Genomic DNA, 16912 nt, shown 5'->3' on the forward strand with positions numbered 1-16912 from the left:
ATGAGCGGCTTACGACTCCTGGTGGACACGGGGGCTGCTCCCTTCCGGTGTCTCGTGGAAGCGGGGATGGACGGGGCGTATGCACTCGTTGGCGACGAAACCGACGATCAGCAGCCCGATCATGATGGTCAGGGAGGTCGTGTAGAGGCTGGGGCCGCTGTGGCCGGCGCGCTCCCCCGCGTCGGCGACCCTGTTGACGATCAGCGGACCGAGTACGCCCGCCGTGGACCATGCGGTCAGCAGTCGGCCGTGAATGGCTCCGACCTGGTACGTGCCGAAGAGGTCCCTCAGGTAGGCGGGAGCGGTCGCGAACCCTCCTCCGTAGAAGGAGAGGATCACCAGTGCGCAGCAGATGAAGAGCGGCTTGGAGCCGTTGCCGAGCTGGGCGATCATCACGTACATCAGCGCGCCGACACCGAGGTAGACGCGGTACATGTTCTTGCGGCCGATCAGGTCCGAGGTGGAGGACCACAGAAGGCGGCCGCCCATGTTGGCCAGCGAGAGCAGGGCGACGAAGCCCGCCGCCGCGGAGACCGACACCGGGGTGGAGGTGTCCGCGAAGAAGTCCTGGATCATGGGCACGGCCTTCTCGAGGATGCCGATGCCCGCGGTGACGTTCATGCACAGGACCACCCACAGGCACCAGAACTGCGGTGTGCGCAGGGCGTTGCGGGCCGAGACCTGGGCGTTGGTGACGAGCCTGCGGGTCTCCTGCTTCGGCTCCCAGCCGTCGGGGAGCCAGCCGTCCGGCGGTACCCGCACCAGGAGGACGCCGAGCGCCATGAACGCCGCGTAGACGACGCCGTGGACGAGGAAGGCGCTCGCGATGCCGGAGCGGTCCGTACCGAAGCTCTCGAGCATGCCCGTGGACCAGGGCGAGGCGATGAGGGCGCCGCCGCCGAAGCCCATGATGGCGATGCCGGTGGCCATGCCCGGGCGGTCGGGGAACCACTTGATGAGGGTGGAGACCGGGGAGATGTATCCGATGCCGAGCCCGATCCCGCCGATGAAGCCGTAGCCGAGGACGACGAGCCAGTACTGGCCGGTGGCCGCACCGAGGGCGGCGACGAGGAAGCCGGAGGAGAAGCAGACGAGGGAGACGGCCATCGCCCAGCGCGGACCGTTGCGTTCGACGAGCGTGCCGCCGAAGGCCGCGGAGAGGCCCAGCATCACGATGCCGAGCTGGAACGGGAGGGCGCTCACGGTGCCCGACAGCCCGAGGGCTGATTCGAGTGGGGGCTTGAACACGCTCCAGGCGTAGGCCTGTCCGATGGAGAGGTGCACGGCGAGCGCGGCAGGTGGCACGAGCCAGCGGCTCCAGCCCGGGGGTGCGACAGTTCGGGACCTGTCGAGGAAGTTCATGGCCCCGCACTCTAGGCAGCGATCATGCTCATGACTAGATCGTGAACCGAACTTCGTCGACGGTATGCAATGCGGGCGCGACGGGCCCGGACGCAACGCGTCCGGGCCCCGCAGGGGTTCAGGAGGAGAAGAGCATCCTGCCGAAGCTCTTCTGGCGGTGGTGTCCGTGGTGACCCTGGTGCGGCGCACCCCACGCGGGAGCCGGGGCCGCGGGGTAGGCCTGTGGGGCGGCGGGGTACGCCTGGGGGGCGGGCGGGGCCTGCTGCGACCACTGCGACTCGAGGCGGGTCAGCGACTCCAGCTCGCCGTAGTCGAGGAATATGCCGCGGCAGCCGGTGCACTGCTCGATCTGGACACCGTTGCGGTTGTACGTGTTCATCTGTGCATGGCACTTGGGACACTGGATCATCGGGCCGGCTCCTCACCGTCGTTTCGATGTCGCCGGAATGCATGCCCGGCGACAGTCGGTTCACCCTACGACGAGAGCTCGGGTGTCAACTCGGGCGGGAGGGACGCAATTCGGACACACGCGTCGATCATCATCTGTTCCACCTCATCCGGACTTCGGCCCTCCGCCGCGGACTTGGCGAAGGCGAGCGCCGCCGTCTGCACCGTGAGCGCCCGCGCGGCCACGTCCAGGTCTGGCCACGGGTCCCCCTCGGCGCGTACGGCTGGACCGCCCGCGGCCCGGTAGGCGTCCAGGAAACGCAGCCAGACCTCGGGAGCCAGCAGCCCCGCCGCGTACCAGGCGGCGGGACGTGCCAGGTCCCAGGCGGGGTCGCCGAGGCCCGCGTCGTCGACGTCGATCAGCAACCAGGGCCCGTGCGGGGCCGGGTGGCGGACGAGCTGGCCGAGGTGCAGATCTCCGTGGCAGACGAAGCCGGCCCGGGGTCCGGTGGCCGGCGCCTCGTCACGGGCCCAGGCGGGCAGGCCGCGCCAGGCCGCGAGGACGGGAGCGGTGTCCGGGGCGCCGGGCAGGGCCGCACGCATCCGCGCGACGGCCCGGGCGGCCTTTGCGGGCCCGCGCATGGGCGGCAGCCGATGGGGCGACGAGGTGCGGTGCAGCCGGGCCAGGAGGGTGCCCGCCTCCGCCCAGGGAGCTGCCTCGGGGTCCGAGGGGTCGACGGGTTCACCGTGCGGCCAGAGGCTGACGGGGCGGCCGTCGGGCGTCACCCCGAGGTGGACGGTCGGGGGCACGCCCGGCGCGGGGTGCGCAGCGGTCTGCGGATCCTGCCGGGGTGCGGGGACCGGCAGGGGCGGGAGCAGGATGCCCGCGAGGAGCGGTGCCGCGGCCAGGGCGAGGCGGTCCGCCAGGTCCGGCCGGTCGGTGTCCGGGGCGTGCGCCTTGGCCACCACCGACCCCCTGCGGACCACGGTTCCGTCGGGCCGGTCCGCGAGCACCCGGGGCGGGGGGCAGTCGCACGCGACGGCAGAGACATGACTGCCGGCATGGGCGAGGTCGCCCAGCACGCGTACGACAGGGGTGGTGGTCATCGGTTCGGCTCCCCCGGCGGTGGTCGGCCGGCCCTGCGGCCGGTCCCGCCGACGAGCGTACGGGGCGTGGCCGCCCGGCAGCCCTGAAGGGGCCCGGACAGCGCGATGTCCGGCCAGCTCCCCAGCTGGCCGGACAAACGCTGCCGTCCGCCGCACCCCCGTCCCCACGGGGTTGTTGGCCGGATGTCCTGGTCCGGACCGCTCTTCCGGACCACGGGGCGCCGCTCAGCGCCCCAGCATCACGCCCACGGACGACGCTTGTGTGACCACTGCGTCCCAGCCGCCGAAGACGACTACGAGCAGGGCCGCCAGGGGAAGGACCATGGCTGTCGCCACCAGGGGGTGGCGCGTACCGGACGGGCGTGCACCGAACGAGGCGTAGGCCCTGCGTCCCTGTGCGCGGATCATGGTCCGCGTTGCCGTGTCCGCCATGGTTCCTCTCCTGACCTGTTTCGGAGCGGCGGGCGTTCGACCTCGGGGGACGAGTTCTGCGCCCGCCGCTTGACTTCAACATTAGGGAGGCGAACACCCTCGGGCGTCATGCCCGCGTACCGATTACCGGGCCTCCCGGAGGATGAGCCGTCGGCATTCGGTGTACTCCCCTGGGTGGAGATGCGGCGCTACGCCTTGGGGTCTTCCCGGAGGGGACGCTCGGAGTCGTCCTCCCTGGGGACCGGTTGCTCGACCAGGGCGAGCACCCTGGTCGCCATGAAGCGGGCGGTTCGGACAACTGATCCACTTCGGGTGACTTCGCTCACTTCGACCACCCCGCGACGGACTGCTGTCTCCACCCGGCGGCCTGCCCTGGAGGCCACCACCTCGTACGTACGCGTCGTGTCTCCCGCGTCCACGACTATCTCCACGCGATCGCCCTTCATTGATCCAATCCCCCTTCTGCGACGGTCCTTTGAGATCTCGCACGGGTCACAGGGCCTGGATCTCCGGCTCCCTGACCACTCCTCAATTCTCCCACCGGGCACTGACAATCGATGGGCCGGCGAGGGCGCGGCCTCTGAGCGCGCCGCGCCGCGGGTACGTAAGCTGTGCCTCGTCAGGCGGACCGGCAGCGGGGATGGGCAGACGATGGCGATGATGCGGCTCCGGCGCGAGGACCCGCGTGTCGTCGGCTCGTTCAGGCTGCACCGGCGGCTCGGTGCGGGCGGCATGGGTGTGGTCTATCTGGGTTCCGACCGCAGGGGCCAGCGGGTGGCGCTCAAGGTGATCCGGCCGGATCTGGCGGAGGACCAGGAGTTCCGCTCACGCTTCGCGCGCGAGGTGTCCGCCGCCCGCCGGATCCGCGGCGGCTGTACGGCGCGCCTGGTGGCCGCCGATCTGGAGGCGGACCGCCCGTGGTTCGCGACGCAGTACGTACCGGGGCCTTCGCTGCACGACAAGGTCGTCGAGGAGGGTCCGCTGTCGGCGGCCGAGGTGGCCTCGATCGGTGCGGCCCTGTCCGAAGGACTGGTGGCGGTGCACGAGGCCGGGGTCGTTCACCGTGATCTGAAGCCGTCGAACATCCTCCTCTCCCCCAAGGGCCCCCGGATCATCGACTTCGGTATCGCCTGGGCGACCGGGGCGAGCACGCTCACCCACGTCGGGACGGCTGTCGGTTCGCCGGGCTTCCTGGCGCCCGAGCAGGTGCGGGGCGCGGCGGTGACGCCCGCCACGGACGTGTTCTCGCTGGGCGCCACCCTGGCGTACGCGGCGATGGCCGACTCGCCCTTCGGGCACGGCAGTTCCGAGGTGATGCTCTACCGCGTGGTGCACGAGGAGCCGCATCTGTTCGAAGTGCACGATGCGCTCGCCCCGCTGGTGCGCGCCTGTCTGGCCAAGGACCCGGAGGAGCGGCCGAGCACGCTGCAGCTCTCGATGCGCCTCAAGGAGATCGCCGCGCGCGAGGCGCAGGGACTGCAAGAGCGCAGGCCGCCCGCCCAGCGGGCCGAGCAGGAGCTGGACCGGCCGACCGGTCTCCTCGACGGCCCGTACACCGAGCAGCACACCCGGCGCGCGGCGGCCGGCCCCACTCCGGCGCCCCGTCCCGCGGCCGGGCGCCCCTCGTCGTCGCGCTCCGCGCCGCCACGTACCGGTGGCTCACGCCCCCAGGCGGCGCGGGGCACCGGGCCTTCCGGGAAGCGTCCGCAGGGCACCAACGGGACGGCCGGCCGGCCGGGCACCCGCCCCGGGGTCCGTACGACCTCCACCGGGAAGGGCGGCAAGCGGCGGCCCGCCAATCCGCGGCTGCTGCGCCAGCGGCTCGTCGTGTTCGTCGTCGTGACCCTGCTCGTGGCGCTGGGGATCGCGGCCGCGCAGGGCTGTCAGGGCCCCTCGCAGGGGCTGGGCAGCACGCCGTCCCGGACCCACGACGCGTACGGGGCCGTGGATCAGCAGGTGGCGCGGCCCGGTCAGGCGGAAACGGCCCGCGTCGCGTAGAAGGCGACGGCCGAGGCCGCCGCGACGTTGAGTGAGTCGACTCCGGCGTCCATGGGGATGCGGACGTGTTCGTCCGCGGCGGCGAGCGCCTCGGGGGTGAGCCCGTCCCCCTCGGTACCGAAGACGAGCGCGAGCCTCTCGTGCTGACGTGCGGCCAGGGCGTCCAGGGTGATCGACTGCTCGCTGAGGCAGAGCGCGGCGGTGGTGAAGCCGGCCGAGCGGAACAGCTCGACGTCATCGGGCCATGAACCGAGCCTGGTCCACGGGACCAGGAAGACGGACCCCATCGACACCTTCACCGCCCGCCGGTACAGGGGGTCGGCGCAGCGCGGGGTGAGGAGGACGGCGTCGACGCCGAGCGCTGCCGCGTTGCGGAAGGCCGCTCCGAGATTGGCGTGGTCGACGATGTCCTCGAAGACGGCCACCCGGCGGACGTTCCCGGACTCCGGGGCCAGGAGGGAGCCGACGTCGGGCAGCGGCTTGCGCTGCATGGAGGCGAGGGCTCCGCGGTGCACGTGGTAGCCGGTGACGCGTTCGGCGAGCTCCGGTGTGACCACGTACACGGGTTCGCGGGCCTCGTCGATGACGTCGCGCATCACGTCGACCCACTTGGCGGACAGCAGCATGGACCGCATCTCGTAGCCGGCGTCCCTGGCCCGTCTGATGACCTTCTCGCCCTCGGCGATGAAGAGGCCTTCGGCGGGCTCCCGGCGGCGCCGGAGTTCGACGTCCGTGAGACCTGTGTAGTCACTCAGACGGGGGTCGTCGGGGTCCTCGACGGTGATGAGTTCAGCCACGGGACGATGCTTCCTCACCGGTGACCGGGCCGGTGCCGACGCCGACGACGGCGCCGATGACGATCACGGCAGGCGGACGCACGTCCTCCGCGACCACGCGTTCCCCGACGTCTCCGAGGGTCGCGTCGACCCTCCGCTGAGCGGCCGTGGTGCCCTCCTGGACCAGGGCGACCGGCGTATCGGGGGACTTGCCGTGGGAGATGAGCGCGCGGGCGATGGCGCCGATCTTGTCGACGGCCATCAGGAGGACGAGGGTGCCGCGCAGCTGTGCGAGGGCCTCCCAGTCGACCAGCGAGCGCGGGTCCTCGGGGGCCACGTGCCCGCTGACCACGGTGAACTCATGGGCGACTCCGCGGTGGGTGACCGGGATACCGGCCGCCCCAGGTACGGAGATCGAACTGGAGATGCCGGGGACGACCGTGCAGGCGATGCCTTCGGCGGCCAGCGCCTGGGCCTCCTCCATTCCGCGGCCGAACACGAAGGGGTCGCCGCCCTTGAGCCGGACGACGGCCTTGCCCGCCTTGGCGTGGTCGATCAGCGCCTGGTTGATCGCCTCCTGCGCCATGTAGCGGCCGTACGGGATCTTCGCCGCGTCGATCACCTCGACGTGCGGCGGGAGTTCGTCGAGCAGGTCGCGGGGACCGAGCCGGTCGGCGATGACCACATCGGCCTCGGCCAGGAGACGCCGGCCCCGGACCGTGATCAGGTCGGGGTCGCCCGGACCGCCTCCGACCAGCGCGACGCCGGGGGCACGGGTGCGGTGATGCGGGGCGGCGAGGGTACCGTCGCGCAGGCCCTCGACGATCGCGTCGCGGACCGCGGCGGAGTGGCGGGGGTCCCGGCCCTGCGAGGTGGTGGTGAGGACGGCGACCGTGATGCCCTCGCTGCGGCCGGTGGCCGGCGTCCAGGCGGTCGCCGCCTCCGCGTCGTCACTGCGGACGCACCAGGTGCGGGTGCGCTCCGCCTCGACGGACGCGGCGTCGTTGGCTGCGGCGTCGCTGGACGCGACGAGGGCGTACCAGGTGTCGGCGAGGTCACCGTCCTCGTACCGGCGGCGCTCCCAGCGGATCTCACCGGCGTCCGCCATCGCCTCGACGGACGGGGTGGTGGACGGCGAGATCAGGGTGATGTCGGCGCCGGCCGCGATGAGGGCGGGCAGCCGGCGCTGCGCGACCTGGCCGCCGCCGACCACGACGACGCGGCGCCCGGTCAGGCGCAGTCCGACGGGGTAGGCAGGGTGATCGTCGTACTCGGCCATGGCGGTACGGGCTCCTCGTGCAGGGTGCGGTGTGCTGCGGGCCGCTGCGGCGGTGGAGCGGCTGTGACGTGAGGCTGTGGCGTGTGGGGGGCTGTGGCGTGTGGCGTGTGGAACCACGATACGGGGTGGTGGGGGCGAGGGTCGGTGTGCGGTGCGGCGGTCCGGTGGGCGCCCGCGGTGGGCCTGGTCCCCTGCCCGCCCTGCCCGTGACCGGGGCTGCGCCCGTCCCCGGTCCTCGGTCGTGCTCGCACACGCGGCCCCGGTCCCACACGGGTGGGACCGGTGCTCCGGCGGTGCGGTGCCCGCTACTTCTCCGTGACTCCTGCTGAGTCGAAGGTCGCCACGTCGTGCATCGCGCGCGCCGCGCTCTGCACGATCGGCAGGGCGAGCAGGGCGCCCGTCCCCTCGCCGAGCCTGAGGTCCAGGTCGACCAGCGGGCGCAGGCCCAGCTTGTTGAGGGCGGCGACGTGGCCGGGTTCCGCGCTGCGGTGTCCGGCGATGCAGGCGGCGAGCGCCTCGGGGGCGATCGCACGGGCGACCAGGGCAGCCGCGCCCGCGCTCACACCGTCGAGGATGACGGGTGTGCGGAGCGACGCACCCCCCAGCAGGAAGCCCGCCATCGCGGCGTGCTCGAGACCGCCGACGGCTGCCAGCACGCCGATCGGATCGGCCGGGTCGGGCTGGTGCAGCTCCAGGCCGCGCCGGACCACGTCGACCTTGCGGGCGTGCATCTCGTCGTTGATCCCGGTGCCTCGCCCGGTCACCTCGGCCGGGTCCATGCCCGTGTACACGCAGATCAGAGCCGCCGACGCGGTGGTGTTGGCGATGCCCATCTCACCTGTGAGCAGGCCCTTGTTGCCTGCCGCCACCAGGTCCCGCGCGGTCTCGATGCCGACCTCGATCGCCGCGAGGACCTCGTCGCGGGTGAGCGCGGGGCCCGTCGTGAAGTCGGCCGTCCCCGGGCGTACCTTCCGGGGAAGGAGGCCGGGGGTCGAGGGCAGGTCGGAGGCGACTCCGACATCGACCACGCAGACCTCGGCGCCCACCTGGGCCGCGAACGCGTTGCACACGGCTCCGCCGCCGAGGAAGTTGGCGACCATCTGGCCCGTGACCTCCTGCGGCCACGCCGTGACGCCCTGGGCGTGCACCCCGTGGTCACCGGCGAAGATCGCGACGGCGGCGGGCTCCGGGACCGGCGGCGGGCAGACCCGCGAGAGTCCGGACAGCTGGGCGGAGATGATCTCCAGCATGCCGAGCGCGCCTGCGGGCTTAGTCATCCGCTTCTGGCGTTCCCAGGCCTCGCCGAGCGCCTTCGCGTCCAGCGGGCGGATGCTCGCGATGGTGTCCTGCAGCAGGTCGTGCGGCTCCTCGCCGGGCAGGGCACGACGGCCGTACGTCTCCTCGTGGACGACCCAGGACAGCGGGCGGCGCTTGGACCAGCCCGCCTGCATCAGCTCGGGCTCCTCGGGGAACTCGTCGACGTAACCGACGCAGAGGTACGCGACGACTTCGAGGTGATCGGGCAGGCCCAGGGCACGGACCATCTCACGCTCGTCGAAGAAGCTGACCCAGCCGACTCCGAGGCCCTCGGCGCGGGCGGCGAGCCACAGGTTCTCGACGGCGAGCGCCGAGGAGTACGGGGCCATCTGCGGCTGGGTGTGCCGGCCGAGCGTGTGGCGGCCGCCGCGGGTCGGATCCGCGGTGACGACGATGTTCACCGGAGTGTCGAGGATGGCCTCGATCTTCAGTTCCTTGAACTGCTTGGCCCGGGCCTTGGGGAGCGACTTGGCGTACGCCTCCCGTTGGCGCTGAGCCAGTTCGTGCATCGAACGGCGGGTCTCCGCGGAACGGATGACGACGAAGTCCCACGGCTGGGAGTGACCGACACTCGGTGCGGTGTGCGCGGCTTCGAGCACACGGAGCAGGACCTCGTGCGGGATGGGGTCGCTGCGGAATCCGTTGCGGATGTCGCGGCGCTCGCGCATGACCTTGAGGACGGCTTCGCGCTCGGCGTCGTCGTAGCCGGGGGCGGGCGGGGTCGCGGGCGACGGTTCGGCGGGCTCGGGGGCCGCGGCAGGAGCGGCCTCGGCGACGACGGCGACGTCGGGAGCCGCTTCGACGAACACGGCCCCGGCGGGAGCCGCTTGCGCGGGCACCGCCTCGGCCGAGCGGGGCTCGGCCTCCGTCGTCACGGCTTCGGCCGCCGCGCTGTCCGGGAGCTCGGTGGCCGGAGCAGGGATCTCCAGGGCCGGAGTCTCGATGATCTCCGGTCCGGTGCCCGGTTCGGCCTCGGCCTCCACGGGGATTTCGGCCGGCGGTACGGAGACGGGCTCCGCGGCGGGCTCGGGCTCCGCGACGGGTGCCGACGTCACGAGCGCGACCGGCTCGGGGTCCGGCACGGCAACCGGCTCGGGCTCGGGCACGGCAACCGGCTCGGGCACGGCAACCGGCTCGGGCTCGGGCACGGCAACCGGCTCGGGCACGGCAACCGGCTCGGCAATCGCGACGGGTTCCGCCACGGGGGTCGGTTCGGCAAAGGTGACCGGCTCGACCGGGGCGAAGACGTCCGGCGCCTCGACCGTCTGCTCGGGCTCCGGGGCCTCCACCGGCACCGGGGCGGCGTCCACCACAGGAGTGGTGGGCTCCGGCGCGGTCGGGGCCCCCGCTTCCGGGGCGGCTTCGGGCACGAACGCGACAGGAGCGGCCGGGGCGACGGCGAAGGGCTCCTGGTCGACAACCGCGTCGGTCCGCGCCTCCTCAGCCGTCACGGCCCCGGCTTCCGGCTGTCCGGGTCCGGCTGCCGGGGCAGCGGGCGTCGGGGCGAGGTGCGGAGTCGTCGGTACCGAGCCCTCCACGGGCACGAACTGCCCCATGGGCCCGGCAGCGGCAGTTTCGAACGACGCGTCGAGGGGCGTCGTGAGGGGAGTTCCCTCGGGAACACCCTCAGGAAGCCCGTCGAGAATTTCGGTCTGCGCCTCCGCCGGCACCTCCGGTGCCGCCTCGGCCACCGGCTCCGGGGCCACGTGTTCCGGTGCGACCGGTTCCGGAGCGACCGGTTCTGGAGCGACCGGTTCTGCGGGGGCGACCGTTTCTGCGGGGACGGCCGGAACGGGTTCGGGCCGGAGAGCCTGCTCGGGCGCCTGCGCGCCCCACGGGTCGGCGAGCTGGGGCGGGATCTCGCCCAGCTGCGGGCCCGGAAGCCGGGACTGGTCGTCCGCCGGGATGTCGAAGTACTCGGGACCCGTCGTGGGCGACCCGGCGTGCCGTGCGGGCATCGAGCTCTGCGGGGCGCCGGCCGGGCCGCGGTCGGCGAGTGAGCGCACGACACCGCCGCTCGGCGCACCGCCGTAGGAGGGGGCGTCGCCCGGGGCGGGGCCTCGGCGCAGCGGCCGCCTCGCCGGGGCGGCGGTCTGGGCGGCGACGGGGACCTGGGCGGGAGTCTGCACCGGGGCGGGGGCCGGGATCCGTACCCCGTTGAGGTCGACGGAGCCGGAGTCACGGCCTCCGGACTCATGGGTGCCGGTCGAGGACGTCTGCGCCTCGGCGACGTACAGGGGCTGGCCCTGTGCCGGAACATGCGCGTAGTGCTGCGGCTGGAAGGCGGACTGCTGTCCTGCCGACTGCTCGGGCAGACCCGGCGGCGCGGGCGCCGGTGCCGGGGCGGCGGGTGCGTCGCTCCACGCGCCCTGGGGCGCGGGCATCAGCAGAAGGTCTTCGTCCTCGGGTGCGTGCTCGGAGGGGTCGAGGTAGGTGTACGCGTCCGGGGCGGGGATGCCCGGCTGCTCCACCATGCCTGCGTTCTCCGGCAGTCCCTCGCCCGGGATCTGGCCGGTGTCAGTCATGCGTACCCCTCGCCCATCGTCAGTGCTCCTTCGGCCCTTCGCCCGGGATGCCCGAACCACGGCACGCCGGTGCTCGTCAACAAGAACGAGCGGGCTCGCCGCGCGGCACGAAACGCGCGCGGAGCTATACATTCTCGCGGTCGTTCGCCGCCGCGACAGGCAGATCTGCCACGGCTTGCTGTGGACTGCGCCACGTTGCGCGTCCCCCGGTTTCGCCGTACCACATCGCGGACCAAAACGGGCCACTTTTCCGGACATTGACGAACGAAGCGACGAACGGCCGGGCGCGGTACAACAATCGGTCAGCCTACCTCGCGCTCCGTGGCGAGCACCTCAGGGGGCGAGGTCGGAACGAAGCGCGGAGAGCAGGAACACGACGGACCGTTCGCGCTCGACCCAGGCAGAGGTGTCGAGTTCGACGGACTGGAGCAGTGCGCACTCGACGGTGTAGCCGTTCTCCGTGAGTGCCGCCCCGAGGGCTTCGGCCTCGTCCCGGGTGGAGGCATGGGTGACGATGCGCTCCGGGCGCCGGGCGGCGACGGCGGTGACCACGGGAACGCCGCCGCCGCCTATCCGTACGACATCGGGCTCGGGCAGGCGTTCGAGGACGTGCGGGGCCCGGCCGTGGACGACCTGGACCGGGACCTGGAAGGTCCGGGCCGCTGCCGTCGTACGGGTACAGGCGTCCGGGTCACTGTCCACGGCCAGGACCGCCGCGCCGAAGCGGGCGGCCTCCACCGCGAGGGCGCCGCTGCCGCTGCCGATGTCCCAGACCAGGTCGCCGGTGCGCGGGCCGAGGCGGGCCAGCTGGGCGGCCCGCAGGCCGGGCGACTCGCCTTCGCCGGGCTCCGCCCCGACAGGGCCGTAGGTGCCGGCCGGCAGGGCCCAGCCGCGGGCTCCCCGGGGGTGGACCGGCTCACGGCCGGCGATCCAGGCGCCGGTGGCGGGACTCTCGGGCCCGCCGCCGATGACGATGACGACGTTCGGGTCGCGCCAGGTGTGGTCGGCGGTCTTGTCGGAGGTGAGGACGGTGACCCGTTCGCGTTCTGTGCCGAGCTCCTCGCAGATCACGAAGGTGCGGTGGACGCCTTCCATGAGCAGGGCGAGCTCGGCGGGTCCCGCGCCCGGGGAGGTGAGGACCGCGACCTTGTGGTGGGCGCGGCAGACGTTGACCGCGCGGCGCAGGGTGCGCGGGTGGGCCACGACGACCTGGGCGTCGTCCCAGGGCATTCCCGCGCGGGCGAAGGCGGCGGCGACCGAGGAGACCGCGGGGACGACTTCGACCTCGAGGCCGTGTTCGGGTGCGTGCAGGGTGCGTACGACCCCGAAGAAGCCGGGATCGCCGTCGGCGAGGACCACGGCGCTGCCGCGGTGGCCGGCGATCCTGCGGGCGGCCAGGTCGATGCTGCCGAGGCGGATCCGTTCGGCGCTTCCGGGGACTTCGGGGAGCGCCAGGTGGTGGGCGGCTCCGGCGACGAGCGTGGCGGCCGAGAGCGCGGCCGTGGCAGCTCTGGTCAGTGGCGAGCCGTCCCAGCCGATCACCGTGACCCGGTCGGCCATCGTCGTCAGTCTCCTGGTGTGTCGCAGGCGTGGGCTCTGCGCGGGAGTGGCGGAGCAAGGGTGAGCGTATCCGGTCCGTACCAAGGGCCGGCCAGCGGCTTCCTGGAGTTCGGAGGAGGCCGTCAGTTCCAGTCGTTGTAGGTGCCGTAACCGCCCGCGTCGGCCAGCTGCTCGGCGACGCCTTCGAGGTCCTCCGGGAGGAGCCCCCAGACGATCAGGTCGGTCCTGATGTCCGTCCAGCCGCCGTCCGTGCCGTTCTCGGTCCGGGTGCGCGCTATCCGTGCGTTGCGCAGCACTCCCTCGCTGATGCAGCCCAGCTTCTGGGCGACCTGCTGGGAGGCGGTGTTGTCGGCGGGCGTGCGCAGCTCGATGCGCTCGAAGCCCTGGTCGCGGAAGAGCCACTCGGCGAGGGCCAGGACGGATTCGGTGGCGTATCCCTCGCCCCGCGCCCAGGGGGCGGTGATGTAGCCGACTTCGGACGCCAGGGTGCGCCAGTCGGTGTTGAGGAGCCGGACGGAGCCGACGAGGCGCTGGGTGAGGAATTCGGTGACGGCGAAGACGATGCCGTTGCCCTGGGTGCGCTCGGCGGGAGCGATCCTGCGGACCCACCGTTCCGCGTCGACCTGGGTGTAGGGGTGTGGCGCATCGGTCCAGGCGGTGACCAGCTCGTCGTTCATCATTTCGATGTACGCGGGGATGTCCGCCATGTCGAAGGGGCGCAGCACCAACCTGTCCGTGCTGATGGAGATGGACGGGAAGGTGGTATTCATGCGCAGCTCCATGCCGAAGACCGTGTAAAGGCACAGCATGCAGCATCGGGCCGTTGATGTGCATGGCCGGGTCCGCACGGCGGAGCCCCGCACCCCCCGGTCGGGGTGTGCGGGGCTCGTGACGCAAGTGACCCCGGGAGGTCAGGACTTGGCGGGCACTCCGAAGGCGGGAACGATCGAGCCCTGGTAGGTGTCCTCGATGAACTTCTTGACCTCGTCGGAGTTGAGGAGCTTCACGAGCTTCTGGACGCGGGCGTCCTTCTCGTTTCCTTCCTTGACGGCGAGGAAGTTGGCGTACGGGTTGCCGTCGGCGCTCTCCAGCACCAGCGAGTCCTTGCCCGGCTTCAGGTCGGCCTCGATGGCGTAGTTGCCGTTGATGACGGCGGCGTCGACGTCGTTCAGGGCGCGGGGCACGGTTGCGGCCTCCAGCTCCTTGAACTCCAGCCCCTTCCTGTCCGTGATGTCGCTGAGCTTGGCGCTGGTGCCGACGCCGTCCTTGAGGGTGATCAGCCCGTTCTCGGCGAGCAGCTGGAGCGCGCGGCCCTCGTTGGTGGTGTCGTTGGGCACGGCGACCGTCTGGCCGGCCTTGATGTCCTTGACGTCCTTGACCTTGTCGGAGTACAGGCCGAGGGGCTCCAGGTGCACGTTGACGACCGGGACGATGTGCGTCTTCTGCTTCTTGTTGAAGTCGTCCAGGTACGGCTTGTGCTGGAAGAAGTTGGCGTCGACCTGGCCGTTCTCCGTGGCGGTGTTCGGCAGGACGTAGTCCGTGAATTCCTTGACCTCGAGCTTGAGGCCCGCCTTGTCCGCCAGGTTCTCCTTGACGAAGTTCAGGATGTCGGCGTGCGGCGTCGGGGACGCGGCGACGACGAGGGCCTTGGAGGTGTCGGCGTTGGCGCCGGTCTCGCCCTTGGCGGCCGGGTCGGAGTCCGTACCGCAGGCGCTGAGGCCGAAGGCGAGGGCGGCGGTGGCGGCGGCTGCAGCGGTGATCTTGATGTTCCTACGCACGAAGAGTGCCTCTTTCCGGTGGTGATGGTGGTGCGCCCGGACAAGGAGTTCGGGCTTCTTGGGGAGGAGAAGTCAGGAGGTGCGGCCCCGGCGGGCCAGCAGGCGTACGGCTCCGTCGCCGATCAGCTGGATCAGGGTCACGATGACGATCAGCAGCACGACGGTGATGAGCATGAACTGGTTGTCGAAGCGCTGGAATCCGTAGGTGACGGCCTTGGAGCCGAGCCCTTCGCCGCCGACCGCGCCGGCCATCGCGGAGTAGCCGATGAGCACGATGACGGTGGTGGTCACACCGGAGACGATGGAGGGCAGCGCCTGCGGGAGCAGTACCTTGCGGACGATCGTGGGGATGGATCCCCCCATCGACTGGACGGCTTCGACGAGCCCGTGGTCGACCTCGCGGATCGCCGTCTCGACGAGGCGCGCGAAGAACGGGATGGCGCCGACAGCGAGCGGCACGATCATCGCCGACGGGCCGATGAAGGTGCCGACGACCCAGGTGGTGAAGGGGATCAGGGCGATCAGCAGGATGATGAAGGGCAGCGAGCGGCCGATGTTCACGATCACGCCGATGACCTTGTTGACCACGGTGTTCTGGAGCAGCCCGCCCTTGTCGGTGAGGACCAGCAGAACGCCGAGCGGCAGTCCGCCGAGGACCGTGACGACCGCGGACCACAGCACCATGTAGAGCGTGTCGATGGTTCCCTGGGTGAGCAGTGGCTGCATTTCGGACCAGGTCACTTCGCCACCTCCTTGGTGAGCGGGGCGGGGGTCTGTGCGAGGACGGTGGTGGTGCCGACGGGGCCGCCGTCCACGATCTCGGCCTGGAGGCCCTGCTCGCGCAGGAAGCCGATCGGGACGACGTTCTCCTCGAACCGGCCGGGCAGTTCGATGCGCATCCGGCCGATCTGCCTGCCGCCGACGGTGTCCATCGCGGCGCCCAGGATCGAGATGTCGACGTTGTACGTCCGGGAGAGCTGCGAGATCAGGGGCCGGGCAGCCGCCTCGCCGTGGAAGGTGACGTCGACGACCGTGCAGTCGGGGCCGGAGGCCGTGCCCCCTACGGGGAAGAGCTCGTGGGCCAGCTCCGAGCCGGGCGTGGCCAGCAGTGTGCCGACGGTGCCCGACTCGACGATGCGGCCCTTCCTCATCAGCGCGGCCGAGTCGCAGATCGTCTTGACGACGTCCATCTCGTGCGTGATGAGCAGGACGGTGAGGCCGAGCTCCTGGTTGAGGTCGCGCAGCAGCTGCAGGATGGAGCGGGTGGTCTCGGGGTCGAGGGCGGAGGTCGCCTCGTCGGAGAGCAGCACCTTCGGGTCGCCGGCCAGGGCGCGGGCGATGCCGACACGCTGCTTCTGACCGCCGGAGAGCTGGCCCGGGTAGGCCTTCGCCTTGTCGGCGAGTCCGACGAGGTCGAGGAGCTCGCGTGCCTTGCGGGTGCGGGCCTGGCCGGAGACGCCGAGGATCTCCAGGGGCAGCTCGACGTTGCCGAGGACGGTGCGTGAGGCCAACAGGTTGAAGTGCTGGAAGACCATGCCGATACGGCTGCGTGCCTCGCGCAGTTCCTTGCCGGCCCGCTTGCCGCGGCCCGCGAGGGCGGTGAGGTCCTGGCCGGCGACGGTCACGGTGCCGGCGGTGGGGCGTTCCAGCAGGTTGACGCAGCGGATGAGGGAGGACTTTCCGGCGCCGCTCTGTCCGATGACGCCGTAGACCTCGCCTTCGCGGACATGGAGGTCCACGCCGTCCAGGGCCGTGACCTCACGGCCGCGTGACTGGTAGACCTTCGTGAGGCCCGAAGTGGTGATCACAGGGGGGTTCCGTCACTGTCGAGTGCACGGCGCGGTGTCCGCCGGGCACGGGGCATTCATCTGAAGAGACTGTTCTCGGTGGTCTCGTGGTCGACCGGTGGGAGTCTCGGCACGGCCAGGGCCCGTCGGTGGACGGGGCGCGGCATGCCCGGGCGTGCTCAATCCGTTGGCTACGGACGGCGCGGGCTCGGTCTCGCTTCGGGGCGCGAGACTCAGGCGGGGGCCCTCAGAAGGCGCGCATTCGACACATACAACGAGCACCGGGCGTGGTGATCGCCTCGGTCGCAGGGATGCGGTTGCTCGTCGTGGTCATGGGCCCCAGTAAAACAGACGTGACGTTCCGGAAGATCCAGCTGTCCGGATAGCGGACAGCCGTGGATGGTCGGTCCGCGCCACTCGGCCTCCGGCCCTGTCTCTCAGGAGCACCGCCCTGACCTGCAGCGATACGGGGTACGCATACCGCCTCCGCCGCACCCGGCAGGTACTCGGCACGCCCTTGCCGGGCGCGTGCTGTGGTCAAGGCCACGAAGTGCGGACGCCGGGCCGGTCCGGACTCCGGTGCCCGTCCGGGGGGCCGGGCCCG

At 71.8% G+C, this 16912-nt stretch carries 14 protein-coding genes; 1 reads left to right on the forward strand and 13 read right to left on the reverse strand.

Annotated features, from left to right (window positions below; genetic code table 11):
• Positions 1 to 9 precede the first annotated feature (9 nt).
• The 5 genes from ABZS61_RS03785 to ABZS61_RS03805 all read right to left on the reverse strand — a co-directional run bounded on the left by ABZS61_RS03785 (position 10) and on the right by ABZS61_RS03805 (position 3734).
• Positions 10 to 1362: an OFA family MFS transporter gene (locus ABZS61_RS03785; protein WP_356415579.1), complete on the reverse strand. Its 1353-nt coding sequence runs from the start codon at positions 1360 to 1362 to the stop codon at positions 10 to 12.
• Positions 1363 to 1480: 118 nt separating this feature from the next.
• Positions 1481 to 1771, reverse strand: coding sequence for a zf-TFIIB domain-containing protein (locus tag ABZS61_RS03790; RefSeq protein ID WP_356415582.1), 291 nt, complete (start codon positions 1769 to 1771; stop codon positions 1481 to 1483).
• Positions 1772 to 1836: 65 nt separating this feature from the next.
• Complete coding sequence (locus ABZS61_RS03795) at positions 1837 to 2856, reverse strand: aminoglycoside phosphotransferase family protein (RefSeq protein ID WP_356415585.1); 1020 nt, start codon at positions 2854 to 2856, stop codon at positions 1837 to 1839.
• Between the two features lie 225 nt (positions 2857 to 3081).
• Positions 3082 to 3288 carry a hypothetical protein gene (locus ABZS61_RS03800; RefSeq protein WP_329212877.1) on the reverse strand — a complete coding sequence of 69 codons (207 nt, stop codon included), beginning with the start codon at positions 3286 to 3288 and terminating at the stop codon, positions 3082 to 3084.
• Between the two features lie 188 nt (positions 3289 to 3476).
• The gene (locus ABZS61_RS03805) at positions 3477 to 3734 is read right to left on the reverse strand and encodes a hypothetical protein (RefSeq protein WP_329212876.1); all 258 of its coding nucleotides are present in this window, start codon (positions 3732 to 3734) and stop codon (positions 3477 to 3479) included.
• Between the two features lie 205 nt (positions 3735 to 3939).
• Here ABZS61_RS03805 and ABZS61_RS03810 point away from each other — a divergent pair, with 205 nt between their 5' ends.
• Positions 3940 to 5286, forward strand: a complete 1347-nt coding sequence (locus ABZS61_RS03810; protein WP_356415590.1) for a serine/threonine-protein kinase — start codon at positions 3940 to 3942, stop codon at positions 5284 to 5286.
• Here the strand turns inward: ABZS61_RS03810 and ABZS61_RS03815 are convergent.
• From ABZS61_RS03815 to ABZS61_RS03850, 8 genes are all read right to left on the reverse strand, one after another.
• Positions 5259 to 6083 carry an RNA methyltransferase gene (locus ABZS61_RS03815; RefSeq protein WP_356415593.1) on the reverse strand — a complete coding sequence of 275 codons (825 nt, stop codon included), beginning with the start codon at positions 6081 to 6083 and terminating at the stop codon, positions 5259 to 5261. The genes ABZS61_RS03810 and ABZS61_RS03815 overlap by 28 nt on opposite strands.
• Positions 6076 to 7341: a uroporphyrinogen-III C-methyltransferase gene (gene cobA / locus ABZS61_RS03820; RefSeq protein ID WP_356415596.1), complete on the reverse strand. Its 1266-nt coding sequence runs from the start codon at positions 7339 to 7341 to the stop codon at positions 6076 to 6078. Before cobA ends, ABZS61_RS03815 begins: the two co-directional genes overlap by 8 nt.
• A 305-nt stretch (positions 7342 to 7646) precedes the next feature.
• Positions 7647 to 11183, reverse strand: a complete 3537-nt coding sequence (cobT, locus tag ABZS61_RS03825; protein WP_356415599.1) for a nicotinate-nucleotide--dimethylbenzimidazole phosphoribosyltransferase — start codon at positions 11181 to 11183, stop codon at positions 7647 to 7649.
• 333 nt (positions 11184 to 11516) lie between these two features.
• The gene (gene cbiE, locus ABZS61_RS03830; protein ID WP_356415601.1) at positions 11517 to 12743 is read right to left on the reverse strand and encodes a precorrin-6y C5,15-methyltransferase (decarboxylating) subunit CbiE; all 1227 of its coding nucleotides are present in this window, start codon (positions 12741 to 12743) and stop codon (positions 11517 to 11519) included.
• Between the two features lie 122 nt (positions 12744 to 12865).
• Positions 12866 to 13552, reverse strand: coding sequence for a GNAT family N-acetyltransferase (locus ABZS61_RS03835; protein ID WP_356415604.1), 687 nt, complete (start codon positions 13550 to 13552; stop codon positions 12866 to 12868).
• 102 nt (positions 13553 to 13654) lie between these two features.
• On the reverse strand, positions 13655 to 14521 hold the full coding sequence (locus ABZS61_RS03840; RefSeq protein ID WP_356415607.1) for a MetQ/NlpA family ABC transporter substrate-binding protein: 867 nt from the start codon (positions 14519 to 14521) through the stop codon (positions 13655 to 13657).
• 72 nt (positions 14522 to 14593) lie between these two features.
• Entirely contained in the window at positions 14594 to 15262 is a 669-nt protein-coding gene (locus tag ABZS61_RS03845; protein WP_356415610.1) for a methionine ABC transporter permease, read from the reverse strand.
• The gene (locus tag ABZS61_RS03850) at positions 15259 to 16329 is read right to left on the reverse strand and encodes an ATP-binding cassette domain-containing protein (protein ID WP_356415614.1); all 1071 of its coding nucleotides are present in this window, start codon (positions 16327 to 16329) and stop codon (positions 15259 to 15261) included. The genes ABZS61_RS03845 and ABZS61_RS03850 overlap by 4 nt, the downstream gene beginning before the upstream one ends.
• Positions 16330 to 16912: the final 583 nt, after the last annotated feature.

The organism is Streptomyces sp. NPDC005566, from assembly GCF_040605575.1.
GTDB lineage: Bacteria > Actinomycetota > Actinomycetes > Streptomycetales > Streptomycetaceae > Streptomyces.

Excerpts from the sequence above, each read along its gene's own strand:
- ABZS61_RS03785 (WP_356415579.1), bottom strand. The coding sequence starts at position 1,362 with ATGAACTTCCTCGACAGGTCCCGAACTGTCGCACCCCCGGGCTGGAGC.
- ABZS61_RS03790 (WP_356415582.1), bottom strand. The coding sequence starts at position 1,771 with ATGATCCAGTGTCCCAAGTGCCATGCACAGATGAACACGTACAACCGC.
- ABZS61_RS03795 (WP_356415585.1), bottom strand. The coding sequence starts at position 2,856 with ATGACCACCACCCCTGTCGTACGCGTGCTGGGCGACCTCGCCCATGCC.
- ABZS61_RS03800 (WP_329212877.1), bottom strand. The coding sequence starts at position 3,288 with ATGGCGGACACGGCAACGCGGACCATGATCCGCGCACAGGGACGCAGG.
- ABZS61_RS03805 (WP_329212876.1), bottom strand. The coding sequence starts at position 3,734 with ATGAAGGGCGATCGCGTGGAGATAGTCGTGGACGCGGGAGACACGACG.
- ABZS61_RS03810 (WP_356415590.1), top strand. The coding sequence starts at position 3,940 with ATGGCGATGATGCGGCTCCGGCGCGAGGACCCGCGTGTCGTCGGCTCG.
- cobA (WP_356415596.1), bottom strand. The coding sequence starts at position 7,341 with ATGGCCGAGTACGACGATCACCCTGCCTACCCCGTCGGACTGCGCCTG.
- cobT (WP_356415599.1), bottom strand. The coding sequence starts at position 11,183 with ATGACTGACACCGGCCAGATCCCGGGCGAGGGACTGCCGGAGAACGCA.
- cbiE (WP_356415601.1), bottom strand. The coding sequence starts at position 12,743 with ATGGCCGACCGGGTCACGGTGATCGGCTGGGACGGCTCGCCACTGACC.
- ABZS61_RS03835 (WP_356415604.1), bottom strand. The coding sequence starts at position 13,552 with ATGCTGTGCCTTTACACGGTCTTCGGCATGGAGCTGCGCATGAATACC.